At 67.1% G+C, this 14708-nt stretch carries 14 protein-coding genes and 1 pseudogene; 8 read left to right on the top strand and 7 right to left on the bottom strand.

The genetic code is table 11. The features are described from left to right. Positions 1 to 22: 22 nt before the first annotated feature. Complete coding sequence (locus ACJH6H_RS24625; protein ID WP_406776009.1) at positions 23 to 328, bottom strand: hypothetical protein; 306 nt, start codon at positions 326 to 328, stop codon at positions 23 to 25. 295 nt (positions 329 to 623) lie between these two features. Here ACJH6H_RS24625 and ACJH6H_RS24630 point away from each other — a divergent pair, with 295 nt between their 5' ends. Beyond that, positions 624 to 1088, top strand: coding sequence for a hypothetical protein (locus tag ACJH6H_RS24630; RefSeq protein WP_406776010.1), 465 nt, complete (start codon positions 624 to 626; stop codon positions 1086 to 1088). A 94-nt stretch (positions 1089 to 1182) separates the two neighbouring features. Next, positions 1183 to 1257 (top strand): annotated as a pseudogene (locus ACJH6H_RS24635) (DUF732 domain-containing protein); the annotation flags it as partial. A 6-nt stretch (positions 1258 to 1263) separates the two neighbouring features. Here ACJH6H_RS24635 and ACJH6H_RS24640 read toward each other — a convergent pair. Together ACJH6H_RS24640 and ACJH6H_RS24645 are read right to left on the bottom strand one after the other, a co-directional pair. Then, on the bottom strand, positions 1264 to 2151 hold the full coding sequence (locus ACJH6H_RS24640; RefSeq protein ID WP_406776011.1) for a dihydrodipicolinate synthase family protein: 888 nt from the start codon (positions 2149 to 2151) through the stop codon (positions 1264 to 1266). Positions 2152 to 2175: 24 nt separating this feature from the next. Beyond that, positions 2176 to 2961 (bottom strand): aldolase, encoded by a 786-nt coding sequence (locus tag ACJH6H_RS24645; RefSeq protein ID WP_406776012.1) that lies wholly within the window; start codon positions 2959 to 2961, stop codon positions 2176 to 2178. Positions 2962 to 3061: 100 nt separating this feature from the next. Here ACJH6H_RS24645 and ACJH6H_RS24650 point away from each other — a divergent pair, with 100 nt between their 5' ends. From ACJH6H_RS24650 to ACJH6H_RS24660, 3 genes are read left to right on the top strand one after another with little or no spacing between them, the layout of a single operon-like run. Continuing rightward, positions 3062 to 3592 (top strand): helix-turn-helix domain-containing protein, encoded by a 531-nt coding sequence (locus tag ACJH6H_RS24650; protein ID WP_406776013.1) that lies wholly within the window; start codon positions 3062 to 3064, stop codon positions 3590 to 3592. Positions 3593 to 3602: 10 nt separating this feature from the next. Then, positions 3603 to 4823 carry an MFS transporter gene (locus ACJH6H_RS24655; protein ID WP_406776014.1) on the top strand — a complete coding sequence of 407 codons (1221 nt, stop codon included), beginning with the start codon at positions 3603 to 3605 and terminating at the stop codon, positions 4821 to 4823. Between the two features lie 44 nt (positions 4824 to 4867). Beyond that, on the top strand, positions 4868 to 6151 hold the full coding sequence (locus ACJH6H_RS24660) for an acyltransferase (protein WP_406776015.1): 1284 nt from the start codon (positions 4868 to 4870) through the stop codon (positions 6149 to 6151). Here ACJH6H_RS24660 and ACJH6H_RS24665 read toward each other — a convergent pair. Both ACJH6H_RS24665 and ACJH6H_RS24670 read right to left on the bottom strand, forming a co-directional pair. Then, positions 6148 to 6336 (bottom strand): DUF5302 domain-containing protein, encoded by a 189-nt coding sequence (locus ACJH6H_RS24665; protein WP_226520921.1) that lies wholly within the window; start codon positions 6334 to 6336, stop codon positions 6148 to 6150. The genes ACJH6H_RS24660 and ACJH6H_RS24665 overlap by 4 nt on opposite strands. An 18-nt stretch (positions 6337 to 6354) precedes the next feature. Next, positions 6355 to 6798: a PPOX class F420-dependent oxidoreductase gene (locus tag ACJH6H_RS24670; protein ID WP_061003919.1), complete on the bottom strand. Its 444-nt coding sequence runs from the start codon at positions 6796 to 6798 to the stop codon at positions 6355 to 6357. Between the two features lie 54 nt (positions 6799 to 6852). Between ACJH6H_RS24670 and ACJH6H_RS24675 the strand changes: the two genes are divergently transcribed. Then, entirely contained in the window at positions 6853 to 7377 is a 525-nt protein-coding gene (locus ACJH6H_RS24675; protein ID WP_406776016.1) for a DUF1697 domain-containing protein, read from the top strand. Positions 7378 to 7439: 62 nt separating this feature from the next. After that, positions 7440 to 8711, top strand: a complete 1272-nt coding sequence (locus ACJH6H_RS24680) for a solute carrier family 23 protein (RefSeq protein ID WP_318986247.1) — start codon at positions 7440 to 7442, stop codon at positions 8709 to 8711. On the opposite strand, the gene ACJH6H_RS24685 is transcribed toward ACJH6H_RS24680, so the two are convergent. Both ACJH6H_RS24685 and ACJH6H_RS24690 read right to left on the bottom strand, forming a co-directional pair. Beyond that, a complete protein-coding gene (locus ACJH6H_RS24685) occupies positions 8684 to 11827 on the bottom strand; it encodes a cytochrome P450 (RefSeq protein WP_406776017.1) in 3144 nt (1047 codons plus the stop codon). The genes ACJH6H_RS24680 and ACJH6H_RS24685 overlap by 28 nt on opposite strands. A gap of 34 nt (positions 11828 to 11861) precedes the next feature. After that, on the bottom strand, positions 11862 to 13367 hold the full coding sequence (locus ACJH6H_RS24690) for a flavin-containing monooxygenase (RefSeq protein ID WP_406776018.1): 1506 nt from the start codon (positions 13365 to 13367) through the stop codon (positions 11862 to 11864). Positions 13368 to 13499: 132 nt separating this feature from the next. Here ACJH6H_RS24690 and ACJH6H_RS24695 point away from each other — a divergent pair, with 132 nt between their 5' ends. Then, a complete protein-coding gene (locus tag ACJH6H_RS24695; RefSeq protein ID WP_406776019.1) occupies positions 13500 to 14696 on the top strand; it encodes a PucR family transcriptional regulator in 1197 nt (398 codons plus the stop codon). Positions 14697 to 14708 lie beyond the last annotated feature (12 nt).

Below are 14708 nucleotides of genomic sequence, written 5' to 3' on the forward strand. Positions count from 1 at the left end.
CATCTTCGAGAGACCTCGACCCCTATCCCGGCAACGACGCGCCGATGACCTCTACACCCTCAACTGCGAAGAGCCCAATATCGTGATAGTAGGCCGACAGTATAAGAAACGCCGATTCGACTGCCGTGAGGCGACTGATGTCATTATCGAGCAATTCTTCCATAAGTTTGATGACGTTTTCAGCATGTACGCAATTGTGCAGTGTGTACGTCGGAAAGGTATCTCTGACCAGATTGAGCATCCCGGACGCATATTCGACGAGCTTCTTTGTTTTCGCGATAGAGTCCGCGGTGCCTTTTGCTTCGAGGTTGGCCCACAGTGTCGTCATGTGCCCTTTTCGTTCGTATGGTCGCAAATCTGCCTCAGCACCGCACGATCACTTCGGCGCGTGACGCAAACCGGCGATGCGCCGGCGCTCTCCATACTTCTACATCAGACTCATGCGCATCGCTGTTTCAGCATCACAGGAGCCCGGTTTCGAAAGGCGACGGTTCTGAACCGATGAAACTTGCGCATGGCGGAGGGCTACAGCCCAATAGCCGCACTGCGTTCGCCCCCTGTGTCGCCCATACCCGCGACGCTGCGGTCTGAGTGCAATCGCGAGGTTCGAGTACGATTCCCTCGTGGGAGACAACAACGAAAAGCTAGATGCCGTTGTGTTGGAGCGATACAAGTACATCAACAGCCAACTCGCTGCTTTGAACGATTCAGCGCACAAGTTCTTGAGTTTGTATCAAACGCTGACGGCAGCGATCGTGACCGCCGGTCTTGCCCTGTTCGTCGGGTATCGAGGCTGGGGCATCAGCGCCGATAACGCCCACAAGGGCTTGATCGGCTTGTTGTTGCTTCAAGCGATCGTGGCGGCGTTCACATGCGCCTTCCTGTTAGCAGGCGTCGCTTCCTGGCTGGATTACCGCAGGGAAGAAGTGACCTTGCTCAGGGACTATCTCGATCAGTCGTTCCGCGAAGCCCCAAAGATCCGAAATTTCTATCGCTGGTACGAGACGTACATGGTCCTGTTGGTAGTCGCCTCCGCTGTCGTGATCAGCATCCTGGCATTGACCCGACTGTCGCCAGCAATGAAGTAAGGAAGCTGTATCTGGTCTGTCGGTGTTGACAACCAGAGCTGTTCAATCGCCAGTCCAATCCAAACACGCTAACGCCGATCAATTACAGCCCGACCGAGGCGTCATCGGGCCCGGCGCGCAGCAGCGCGTGATGGACGTGGCCCGCAAGTACGCCTGCCCGGTTCAGTAGGCGTACTCAGGCGCTGGCCAGCAGGCCCTTGAGTTCGGCGCGGCCGTCCTCGTCGAGCGGCAACAGCGGCGGGCGCGGGTCACCGGCATTGCGCCCCAGCAGATCCAGCCCGGCTTTGACGGTCGTCGGCAGACCACCGGCGACGATGAAGCGCAGCAGCGGCGCGAGATCGTCGTAGATTTCCTGCGCCCGGTCCCGGTCGCCACGTCGCACCGCGTCGTACAGCTCGACGCAAGGCTGCGGGCGCAGATTCGGTGCGGCCGTGCACCATCCGGACGCGCCGGCGAGCAGCGCGTCGAGCACCAGTGGGTTGCTTCCGTTGTAGAACGGCAGCGCTCCTTCGGAGAGCTCCTTGATACGCAGCATCCGGGTGAGGTCACCGGTGGATTCCTTGACCATGCGCACGTTCTCGATGTCGTCGAACATCCGCACCAGCAGTTCCGGAGCCATGTCGATGCCACTGGTGGCGGGGTTGTTGTAGACCATGATCGGCAGGTCGACGGCGGCCGAAATACTGGCGTAGTGCTGGAAAATCTCGCGCTCGTTCAGCTTCCAGTAGGAGATCGGCAGCACCATGACGGCATCGGCACCGGCCTGCTGCGCGTACCGTGCGCGCCGAATGGTGTTGGCAGTGGTCAGATCTGACGCGCCGACGATGACGGGGACGCGACCGGCGACGGCGGCGACCGTGGTGTCGACGACGGCGTCGAACTCGTCCTCGGTGAGGTACGCCGATTCGCCGGTGCTGCCCAGCGGAGCGATGGCGTGTGCGCCGGTGCTGACGAGTTGCTCGACGACGGCGGCCAGCGTCTCGGTGTCGACATTGTTTCCGTCAGCGGTGAACGGGGTGATCGGGTAAGCGATGATGCCGTGAATCCTGGGTGTCTCGGTCATGGGTCAGGTCCTTTCCGGGGTTGGTCAGTGGTCGAGGGCGTCGGGGTGGCGCACCAGGGCGCGCCGCGCGTAGTAGGCGAAGTTGGCGACACTGCGTTTGGGCGTCAGCGTCCAGTCGTGGGCCTCGCGGGCCAGTCGGTCGGGCAGCGGAGCGATGGTGCCGGCGGCCATGGCGGCCAGTTGGAGCCTGGCGCCGCGTTCGATGAGCATGGCCAGTGAGCAGGCTTCCTCGACGCTGGCGCCGGCGACGACCTGGCCGTGGTGGGCCAGCAGGATCGCCTTCTTGTCGCCCAGCGCGCCGGAGATGATCTCGCCTTCTTCGTTTCCGACGGGCACGCCCGGCCAGTCCTTCAGGAAGGCGCAGTCGTCGTACAGCGGCGCGATGTCCATCTGCGACACGGCCAGCGGGACTTCGAGCATCGACAGTGCCGCGACGTGGAACGGGTGCGTGTGCACGATGCAGTTCACATCCGGCCGGGCGCGGTAGATCCAGGAGTGAAAGCGGTTGGCGGGGTTGGCCATTCCGCCGCCGTCGAGGACGTTGAGGTCTTCGTCGACGAGCAGCAGGTTGCCGGCGGTGATCTCGTCGAAGCCGAGCCCGAGCCGCTGCGTGTAGTACGTGCCGGGCTCCTCGGCGCGGGCGGTGATCTGCCCGGCCAGGCCCGAATCGTGCCCCGCGTCGAACAGTGCCCGGCAGGTCAGGGCCAGCTTCTCGCGGACGGTCAGGTCGGACTCCGCGATATGACGGTTCAGCCCGTCTTCGGCGCGCTGCATCAGTTCGCTCTTGGAGTCGTGCATGGTGTCGGTCATCGGAACCTCCCTCAGCCTCGGTGCGTGGCCGCACCTGGATGACACATTGCCGACTGTAGGACACAAAGTGTCATGCAGTCAATGCGGTATCCTCGGTGCCGTGAGTGGCTTGTTGCGAGCGGTGCGCCAGCAACGCGGGATGACGCTGGAGGAACTGGCAGCCGGTACCGGGCTGACCAAGAGCTACCTGTCCAAGGTCGAGCGCGGCCAGAGCGTGCCGTCCATCGCCGCCGCACTGAAAATCTCGCGGACCCTCGATGTCGATGTGGCGCAACTGTTTTCCGACGACCCGGAAGTCAGCACCTTCGCCGTCGAGCGCGCCGCCGACCGCGGCACCGCCCGCAATCACGCGATCGCCGCGGGCATGCTCGGCAAGGCCATGTCGCCGTTCGTCGTGCGCCCGGGCCGCCAGTTCGCCGCCCATGCCCACCCGACGCATCCCGGCCAGGAGTTCGTGTTCGTCCACTCCGGAACCATCGAACTCAACTACGACGGCCGCCTCGTCGAACTGTCCGCGGGTGACTGTGCCTATTTCGACGCCGCTACGCAGCACAAGCTCCGCCAGGTCGGCGACGAGACCGCCGAGGTGATCGTCGTGACATCGCCCGCGCCGCCACGCACGGTCCGATGAGCACCGCGGAATGCCAGCGGGTCCCGCGCGTGTTGCCCTACCCGTGCTCCAGACTCGAACCGTGACCTCGCGCCTCGGCTTCCCGCTGCTCGCCTACGCCTTCGCCGCCATCATGTTGGGCACCACGCTGCCGACGCCGATCTACGCGTTGTACGCCCACGAACTGCACTTCGCGGTCCTGACGACGACCGTCATCTTCTCGGCCTACGCCATCGGCGTGCTTGCCGCGCTGCTGTTGTTCGGCCGCTGGTCCGACGCCGTCGGCCGGCGGCCGGTGCTGATCGCGGGTGCGGTCGCGGCCATCGCGAGCGCCGTCGTCTTCCTCTACGCCGACAGCGTGCCGTTGCTGCTGGTGGGCCGGCTGCTGTCGGGGCTGTCGGCGGGCATCTTCACCGGTACCGCGACGGCCGCCGTCGTCGAGTCCGTGCCGGAGGAGCGGCGCGAGCAGGCCGCGGCCGGCGCCACCATCGCCAACATCGGCGGACTGGGCGCCGGGCCCGTCGTGGCCGGCCTGCTGGTGCAGTACGCGCCGCACCCGCTGCAGCTGCCGTTCCTCGTCCACATCGTGCTGGCCGTGCTGGCCATCGCCGCGGTGTGGCTGGTCCCCGAAACGTCGAGCCGCACCGGCCGGATCGGTTTCCAGCGGCTGTCGGTCCCCGCCGAGGTCCGGGCCACCTTCGTCCTCGCGGCCACCGCCGCCTTCGCCGGATTCGCGGTGATGGGCCTGTTCACGGCGGTGGCGCCGTCGTTCGTCAGCAGCGTCATCGGGATCGACAACCACGCCGTCGGTGGTGCCGTCGCGGCATCGATCTTCGTCGCCTCCGCCGCCGCGCAATTGGCCGGCCGCCGCCTGCATCCGCCGCGGGCCGTCGCGCTGGGCTGCGCGATCCTCGTGGCAGGGATGGCGATTCTGGCTGTGGCCCTGCAATTTTCATCGCTGGCGGGTCTGCTGGTCGCCGCTGTCGTGGCCGGCATCGGGCAGGGCATCAGCTTCAGCCGCGGCTTGGCAGCCGTCGTGGAAGGCACCGCGACCGAGCGTCGCGCCGAGGTCAGCTCGACGTACTTCGTGGTGGCCTATGTGGCCATCTCGCTGCCGGTCGTCAGCCTCGGTTTCGCCGCGCAGCGGTGGGGTCTGCAGGCGGCCGGGGTCAGCTTCGCCGTCATCATCGCGGTCCTGGCGGCTGTCTGCCTGGCTGCCGTCCTCTGGCAGGAACGCCGCAGGTCAGCCTGATTTGAGTAGCAATACCTAGGGGTCGGGCCCTTACGTTCGAAGGCATGACCACCCGCGTCTTCCCTTCCGCTGCCGAGATCGCGCAGCGCACGCCGGCCGACCGTGACCGCGCCATCGACGTCATCCGCATCGTGTCGCTGGTCGGCGTCGTCGCCGGGCACACGATCATGGCGACCAGCATCATTGACCACGAGGTGTTCCGCTGGGGCAACCTGCTGACCACATCCGTGGTGCTCCAGGCACTGACCTGGGTGTTCCAGATCATGCCGCTGTTCTTCTTCGCCGGTGTGGCCGCCTCGGTCGGCTCGTACGGGAGCGGGACGAGCTGGGGCGGGTGGCTGCTCAAGCGCTGCACCCGGCTGTACCGGCCAGTATTCTACTACCTGGCCTTCTGGGCCGCGGCGTTGCTGATCCTCAAGCCACTGCTGCCAATCCACGTCTACGAACCCGTCGCCGGCATCAGCACGCAGCTGTTGTGGTTCCTGGGCGCCTATGTGCTGGTGCTGGCCGCGGTGCCGCTGCTGGCGCGCATCACGACGTCCGGCGGGCTCATCGCTTCCGTGGCGGGCACCTACGCCCTCGTCGCGCTCGTCGACACCATCCGCATCAACGACCACTCCTGGGCTGCGCTGGGCTATCTGAACTTCGCGGTGTGGCTGATCCCCGGCATGCTCGGGGTGGCGTATCGCCGCGGGCTGCTGACCACCACGGCCGCCCTGCGCGTCGGCATCGGAATGCTCGCGGTCAACGTGGCGCTGGTCTGGATCGGCCCGTATGAGCTGAGCCTCGTCGGCATCGAGACGCAGCACATCAAGAACATGACGCCGCCGTCGCTGCTGCTGGCCGGTCACGCAATCATGATGTGTGCGTTCGCGATTGCGGCTGCCCCCGCCATCAGCCGCTGGGCCGCCCGGCCGCAGGTGTGGCGCCTCGCGGTGATCGGCAACACCGGCGCCATGACGCTGTACCTGTGGCACATGCCCGCCCTGCTCGGCATGCACCTGGCCTTCGACCTCGCGGGCCTGCCCCGCTACCCCGGCCAGCCGCATTTCCTGGTCTTGAGCGTCTACCAGATGACGATCATGACGGCGCTGGTCGCCGGCCTGTTCCTGCTCCTGCGCCCGCTGGAGAACAACCCGCTGCCGTTGTGGGACGGCGGCCGGGTCGCGGCACCGGGTTGGCGTAGCGCGACCGTCGGCACACTTTTGGTCATCGCCGGCGCCGCCACCCTGGCGTCAGTCGGTTGGGGCCTGAAAGACACCGGCCTGCAGTGTGTTTCGGTGATGCTCGTGGCCCTCATCGGGGCCCGCGCGTTGGCGCGGGACTAACCGCTCTTGCGGCGGAACTCGCGGCGGCCACCGCCGACGGCGCCGTGCGACTTGGATTGCTTGGCCCCGCCGTCCTGGTGGGCGGTGCCGCCGGCGGAGCCGGCCTTCTTACGCTCGAGCGCCTCGCGGAACTTGCGCTTGGTCTCGTCGGACGATGCTGAACCTTCGGCGGAGTTCTCGGCCATGCACGCAGACTAGCGCGTTCAGCGCACGCCCGGAGGCAGCCCGTACAAGTGAGTGATGGGCATGGTCAACAGGACCCGGCGGTCGGCCACCATCGCCCGGCGATAGTCGTCCCAGTCCGGGTGTTCGCCGGAGATGTTGCGGTACAAGGCAATCAGGCCTTCTACGGTGTCGTCATCGGGTGCCGCGGCAGGCGGACTCAGCACCGCGTCCCCCTCGGCCACCGCGTACGCCCACCCGTCGTCGGATCGGACGTAGATCGACGCCCGGGCGTCGCGCCGCAGATTGCGCGTCTTGGCCCGGGGTTCGGTGACCGACACCCCGATGGTGACGGCCCGCGGGTCGAAGTAATAGGACACGTTCGACAACTGCGGTCGACCGTCGCGCTTGATGGTGGCCAGCACGCCCAGCGAATTGTCACTGATCAGCGCGAGCAGCTTGTCTTCGAAGACCTGACGGGTCATGGCTCCCAGCGTACGGGGCAACTGCCTACCATTGGGTGTCATGACGGAGTTGGTATGACGCGGTACGCGGTGTTTCTGCGCGGCGTCAACGTGGGCGGCGTGAACCTGAAGATGGCCGAAGTCGCCGCCGCCTTCCGCGAGGCCGGCTTCGACGACGTCAAGACGCTGCTCGCCAGTGGCAACGTGGTGCTGTCCAGCTCGGCCAAGGCTGCGACGGTACGTACGAAAGCCGAAGCGGCGCTGCGGGAATCGTTCGGGTACGACGCCTGGGTGCTGGTGTACCCCATCAAGGAGCTCCGGACCATCTCGGCGGACTACCCGTTCGAGCGTGAGGTCGACGGCCACCATTCGTACATCACGTTCGTCAGCGATCCGGACGTGCTCGATGAACTCGCGGCGCTCGAACCGGTGGGCGACGAATTGATCAGCCGCGGTCACGGCGTCCTGTACTGGCAGGTGGCTCGCGGCGACACCCTGAGCAGCGCGATCAGTAAGACCATGGGCAAGAAGCGCTACAAGTCGTCGACCACCACCCGAAACCTGCGCACCGTCGAGAAGGTCCTGGCTGCGGGCGAATAGCTCAACCCGGCCAAACGTGCTGACAGACAGCGAAAGTGAACCGGGTCCGGCACTATGACCGGATGATTCCGCTCTCCTGGACGCCGGTCGGACCGGACGCCGCCGTCGTCGGCCCCGATGAACGGCTCAGCTGGCCCCGCACCATCGGTATCGGTGCCCAGCACGTGGTGGCGATGTTCGGCGCCACATTCCTGGTGCCGGTGCTGACCGGTTTCCCGCCGGCCACGACGCTGTTGTTCTCCGGCGTCGGCACGATCGCATTCCTGCTCATCACCGGAAATCGGCTGCCGAGCTATCTCGGGTCGAGCTTCTCGGTGATCGCGCCGGTCACCGCCGCGGTCGCCGCGCATGGAACCGGCAGCGCCCTGGGCGGCCTGATCGCCGTGGGACTGCTGCTGATCCTGGTCGGCGGGGTGGTGCATCTGGTCGGCACGCACTGGCTCGATGTGACGCTGCCGCCGGTCGTGACCGGTGCGATCGTCGCCCTGATCGGTTTCAACCTGGCACCGGCGGCGAAGAACAACTTTGAGAAGGGGCCGCTGGTCGGGCTGGTGACGCTGGTGCTGTTGGTCGCGACCCTGGCGTTCTTCCGTGGCATCATCGGCCGGCTGGCGATCTTCCTGGCCGTGGTGGTCGGCTACCTGCTGGCACTGGCTCTCGGCGAGGTGAACACCGCGGCCATCGCCGCCGCCCCGTGGATCGGGCTGCCCGAATTCCACGGGCCGTCGTTCAGCCTGGCGGTCCTGCCGATGTTCTTGCCGGCGGTGATCGCGCTGATCGCCGAGAACATCGGGCACGTGAAATCAGTGGGCCAGATGACCGGGAAGGATCTGGATCCACTGATGGGCCGGGCGTTGGCGGCCGACGGCGTGGCCACCGTGCTGGCCGGTGCGGGCGGCGGTTCGGCCACCACCACGTACGCCGAGAACATCGGCGTGATGGCGGCGACCCGCATCTATTCGACGGCCGCGTATTGGGTCGCTGCTGCCGTGGCCGTCGCACTGTCGTTGTGTCCCAAGGTCGGTGCGGCCATCTCGGCCATTCCGCCGGGCGTGCTGGGCGGGGCGACGATCGTGCTCTACGGTCTGGTCGGCATCCTCGGGGTGCGGATCTGGCTGACCAACCACGTGGATTTCTCGCAGCCGATCAACCAGATGACCGCCGCCATCCCGCTGATCATCGGCATCGCCGACTTCACCTGGCAGGCCGGACCGTTGACGTTCACCGGCATCGCGCTCGGTTCCGTTGCGGCGCTGGTGATCTACCACGGCATGCGCGGGCTGACCGCCCTGCGCGGCACGACCAGTCAGCCGGCCCAGACGTCCTCGACGTAGCGGTCGGTGCTGACCAGTCCGGCGAGCCAGGCGCGGGCTGCCTCGTCGTCGGCGCCGGTCTTGCTGCGGTAGATGTCCTGGAACGCGGCGCGCACGGCGGGCGCCATCCGGGCACCGTCGCCGCACACGTAGACGTGGGTGTCGTTGTCCGGGTTTCCGAGCATGTCCCAGACTTCGTCGGCGTCCGCGGCAATCCGGTCCTGCACGTACTTGACCTCATCACCGGCCCGGGAGAACGCGGGCCGCATCCGCACGACGCCGAGACGTTCGGCGTCCTCGGCCTCATGGCGGAACAGGTAGTCCACGTCGGGGTGCCGCACGCCGAAGAAACACAGCGCGGCGGTGAACGGCTCGCCCGCTTCCAATGCGCCCAGCCGGTCTCCGATGAAGCCCCGGAACGGGGCCACACCCGTCCCGGCGCTGACCAGGATGACGTTGCGGGTCGGATCGGCGCCCGCCCGGAAGGCCTGCCGAGCCGGGTCGACCCGCATCCGAATCTGCTGTCCCGGCACAGCATCCGCGAGGTAGCTGGATGAGACGCCGCGGAAGACACCGGAGCCGGACCGGGCCGGCCCTTCCAGCACCCCCACGACCAGTTCGACTTCCCGGACGCGGCGGCGCGACGAGGTGGCGATCGAATAGTGCCGCGGGGACATCGGTTCGAAGAGCTCCAACAACTCTTGGCGGCTCAGCTTGGTGGCCGGGAACTCCGCCAGGCAGTCGGTGATGCTCAGTGCGCGGGCCTCGGGGTCGTCGGCCAGGGCGGTCAGCGCGGCCCGTTCCGGCGGACACGGGTTGGCGGCCGCGAGCCGTAGCAGCTGACTGCGGGTCGCCGGCTTGCGCAGTTCCAGGAAGTGCGTAAGCAGTTCGCGCACAGTGACTTCCCGGTCGATCGGGATGGCCCGCCGGGTACTGCGCCGTGGATTGATCGAGATGCGACGGTCGAGGCGCAGGTCCAGCAGTTCACCGACCTCGTCGACCAGGGCGGGGCTGTTGTCCGGCAATACGGTCAGGTGGTCGCCGGTCTGATAGTCGACGCCGTCGGGCAGCGCGATCCGGATGAGCCGCTTGTCCTGCCCGAACTCGGAGCCCGTGTCCACCAACGGAATGTTGTCCAACACCGTCGCCGGTTGCACTTGATGGCGGGCATCGATCGCGGCGGTAACCGGCCCGTCGATGGCGCGCAGATCGTAGAGCGGCTCATCGGCCACGGGCTCATCGGCGGCGACGGCGCCGAAGACACCGCCGAGCGCATTCCACAGTGCCACCGAGAAATCCTCGACCACACCAGCGAAGTCGCCCGAGGTGTCGGCTTCGGCCATCGGAAGCAGTTGTGTGGCACCGAGTTCCACGAGCCGGGCGTCGATGCGCCGCGGTATCGCCAGGTATGTCTCGGCCCAGTTCCGGTCTCCGACACCGAGTACCGCGTACGGCACTGCCGGTACTTGATCCGCCGACCCGTCCAGCCAGTCCACGAACGTCCGGGCATCGTCGGTCGGCATCCCGTTGTACGACGCGGCGACGATCACCACCGCCCCCTGGTCCGGCAGTGCCGCGGTTGCGGAATCCAGTGCGGCGACGGTCGTTTCGTAGCCGAGGTCGACGGCCTCGTCACCGAGTTGCTGCGCCAACGACCGGCAGTTTCCGAGGTTCGAACCATGCAGCACAAGCAGTTTCGTGCCCGGCGGCACGGTCGCGCGGGATTGTGTCACCGGCGCGGCAGCGACGGCCGCCGGAGCTTGGCGGCGCTCCTCCGGGGTGCGGCGGATGAGTTCGACGTAGAACCCCTCCGGCTTGCGCAACACATCACTGTGGGTACGCAGCGTGTAGTGCCCGACGTCGACGAACCGGTAGCGGTGCACCAGAGTGGCGATCGCCATGGTCGCTTCGTGCAGCGCGAACTGGCGGCCGATGCACGACCGCGCGCCGGTGCCGAACGGCTTGAACAGGTTGACCGGTCGCTGCCCGGCCCGTTCGGGCCCGAACCGGTCCGGATCGAAGATCTCGACGTTGTCGCCCCACTCCGGTTGCCGATGCAGCGACGACGTCAGCACCGTCACGGCTTCACCCTGCCGCACCGGGTACTCGCCACCGATGACGGTGTCTGCCAAGGCCATTCGATCGAATTCCCGCACCGGCGGGGACAGGCGCAGCGCCTCGTCGATGATCTGGCGAATGTAGGTGAGCTTGCCGAGCTCGTCGAACGCCGGCACGTGGTCATCGTCGGGGCCGAACACCGCATCCGCCTCGGCCTGCGCGCGGTGCAGCACCGCCGGGTTCTTGACGATGCTGTACAGGGCCGTCGGCATCAGTATCGACGTCGTGTCCTGGCCCGCAACGAGGAACGTGGCGATCTGGTTGCGGATGCTGTCGTCGTCCAGCAGCGGCACCCCGTCGGGACCGGGCTGCAGCATCAGGGCCAGGAGATCGTCGAGGTCCACCTCCCCCGCACGGTGCCGGCCGATCAGGTCGCCGATGAAGCTGAACAGCTTGCCGCGCTCGGTCTCGAACACCGTCTGGTCGGCATTGGACCCGAGCAGGATCTGGTTCAGTGTGGCCGCGAAACTCGCTGGGATGTCGGCAAGCCCGTCGTGCTGGTAGGAGTCGAACCGGGCCCCGAAGCCGGCCAGGCCGACGGTGTCCATGGCCAGTTTCGCCAGGTCCCCCGCGACGTCCACGGCGCGGGTGCCGACGGCCGCGTCCCACTGCGCGAGGAGCTGCCGGTTGATGTCCAGCATCGCCGGGTGATAGCTGCGCAGGCCGCTGAAGCTGAAGCCGGGAATCAGGACATCGTGGGCTTCCTGCCAGCCCTCCTCACCGGGGTAGGCGGTGAAGAGTCCGTTGCCGACCACGGGACGGAACCGGGCCAACCGGCCCGTCAGCGCTTTGGTGAACCGGGTCTCGTCGCAGAGCTCGTCGACCAGGGCCAGTGAGCACGCATAGAGCCGCCTGCCGGGCCCGAGGTCGGCGTAGAACAGCGGGCCGTACTGCTCGGTGAGCAGATCCAGCGGCAGCGAATAGGGCCGCCCGGGCACCGGCCCGGGCGGCAATTCGATGCCGACAGCTGAAGGGACACCGGGGATCTCGGGCGGCACCGCTGGCGAGAAGCTCTCCATTCCCGCCAGCGTAAACGGCCGCCCTGAGCGCCGATCAGGAAACCGGCACGAACTCCCGGGCTTTCGTGGGCGCGACGGTGGAGAACCGCAGGTTCGGGTCCGTCACTGCGCCGTGCCGCAGCACCTCGCGGTCGAAGTTGTAGTTCATCGACATCACCCAGGGGCCGTCCACGCCCTGCCGAGGCAGGGTGTCTGCCACCCGCTGCACGTATCCCGCCGCGAAGTCCAGCAGGGGCTTGGTCGCCATGCCCGCATCGTCGAACTCCGGCCGGACGCTGTCGAATCCGCTTTCATCCATGTGGCGCAGCAGCCGGCAGAAGTGCTCGCACAGCAGACCGACCTTGAGTGTCCACGACGAGTTGGTGTAGCCGAAGGCGAAGGCGAAGTTCGGCACGCCCGACAGCATGATGCCCTTGTAGGCGACGGTTTCCGAGAGGTTCACCGCCTGACCGTCAACGGTCAGCGTGATCCCGCCGAACAACTGGACGTTCAAACCCGTTGCGGTGACGATGATGTCGGCGTCCAGGTGCTGCCCGGACTCCAGCTCGATGCCCGTCTCGGTGAACGTCGCGATCCGGTCGGTGACCACGGTGGCCTTGCCGCTGCCGATCGCCTTGAACAGGTCGGCGTCGGGCACCGTGCACAGGCGCTGATCCCACGGCTTGTAGTCGGGGCTGAAATGGGTGTCGACGGGGTAGCCCTCGGGCAGCTCGCGGGCGTTGGTCCAGCGGATCACCCGCCGGGCGGCGGCGGGGTACTTCTGGCACAGGGTGTACACCGCGCGCTGCCGGATGACGTTCTTGCGCCGGGCCAGCGCATAGCCCCGGTCGGCGCCGAGCACGCGGCCGGCCACATTGGCGAACGCGTCCTTGGACGGCACGGGAAGGATGTAGGTCGGCGAACGCTGCAGCATGGTGACGTGCGCGGCCTTGGCCGCCATCGACGGCACCAGCGTCACCGCGGTCGCGCCGCTGCCGATGATGACGACCTTCTTGCCCGTGTAGTCGAGGTCCTCCGGCCAGTGCTGCGGGTGCACAACCTGCCCGGCGAACCGGTCGCGGCCCGGGAACTGCGGCGTGAAGCCCTGGTCGTAGCGGTAGTAGCCACCGGCACAGAACAGCCAGTTCGCGGAGATCTGCACCAGCTCGTTGGTATCGGTCCGCTCGACGTCGACCAGCCACCGCGCGGTGTCGCTGTCCCACGCAGCCCCGAGCACCTTGTGGTGGAACCGGATGTTGCGGTCGATGTTGTTCTCGCGCACCGTCTCTCGTAGGTAGGCGAGGATCTTGTCGGCGGAGGCGATGGCGTCCTCGTCGCGCCACGGCTTGAACTCGTATCCGAAGGTGTGCAGGTCGGAGTCGGAGCGAATGCCGGGGTACCGGAACAAATCCCAGGTGCCGCCGGTCGCGCCGCGGGATTCCAGGATCGCGTACGACCGTCCGGGGTGCTCCTGTTGCAGGTAGTAGGCGGCACCGATGCCGGAGATTCCGGCGCCGACGATCAGGACGTCGACCTGGGTTGTGTTGGCGGTGTGTTCCATTGCGAACTCCCTGTTGGCGGTGATGGGGTTGGCAATAATGGTGGCGCGCGACGAGCCCCCGGCTGAAGGTCAAAACGTCTCAACTTTGGCTGCATGCGGTGCAAAATGCACCACACGCGATACGCTCACCCCATGGACGGCGCGCAGCCATCACCGCAGGTACGCGACCTGATCCGGCAGTGCGCGCAGGTCGTCGTCAACGCCCCTGCAGCATGGCTCGAAGAACTCGACCGCGCCGTGCTGGGCGCCAATCCGGCCATCGCCTCCGATCCGGAACTGGCCGCGGCCGTCAGCCGGAGCAACCGCTCGAACCTGTTGTTCTGGGGTGCGGCCAACGTGCGCGATCCCGGCGCACCGGTACCGCCCAACGCCGGCGCAGAGCCGATGAGCGTCGCCCGGGAAATGGTCCGTCGCGGCGTCGACTCGTACACCTTGGACGCCTACCGGGTCGGTGAAGGCGTGGCATGGCGACGCCTGATGGACATCGCCTTCGAACTGACCTCCGACCCCGTCGACCTGCACGCGATGCTCGACGTCTGCTCACAGTCGATCAGCGATTTCATCGAGGCCACCCTGGCAGCCATCGCCGCCCAGATCGAACTCGAGCGCGACGAACTCACGCGCGGCAGCCACGCCGAGCGGCGCGCCACCGTGGCACTGCTCCTGGAGGGCGCCCCGATCCCCCGTCCGCGCGCCGAAAGCCGCCTCGGATACGGCCTCGGCGGCACCCATACCGCGGCCGTCATCTGGACCGACAACCCGGATGGTGACCTGTCTCAATTGGACCGTGCCGCTGAAACTTTCGGGCGTGCCGCCGGTAGCCGCCCGCTCACGGTGCTGGCCAGTAGCGCCACCCGGTGGGTGTGGGCACCCGGCGCGGTCGACGTCGACGCGGTGGCCTCAGCCGCCGGAGCCGAAGTGCGCGTCGCGATCGGTTCCACCGGCACCGGGGTCGACGGGTTCCGGCGCAGCCACTTCGACGCCATCACCACCCAGCAGATGATGGCGCGCCTGCACTCACCGCAGCAGATCGCCGAATACACCGATATCGAACTCGTGGCGCTGCTCACCGCGGACGCCGACCGTGCGGCGGTATTCGTCAAACGGGTTCTCGGCGAACTGGAAGCCGCGAGCCCGGAATTGCGGTCCGCGGTGCGCGCGTTCGTCCATGAGCAGTGCAACGTGTCCCGTGCCGCGGCCAAGCTCTTCACGCATCGCAACACCTTGCTGCGCCGGCTGGCCCGTGCCGACGAACTGCTGCCGCGCCCCCTCGCCGACAACAGCGTCGAAGTCGGCGTCGCGCTCGACGTGTTGCACTGGCGCGGTTGAGGTTTCACCGCC

Origin of the sequence: Mycobacterium sp. SMC-21, from assembly GCF_045310825.1 — a bacterium.
Lineage (GTDB): Bacteria > Actinomycetota > Actinomycetes > Mycobacteriales > Mycobacteriaceae > Mycobacterium.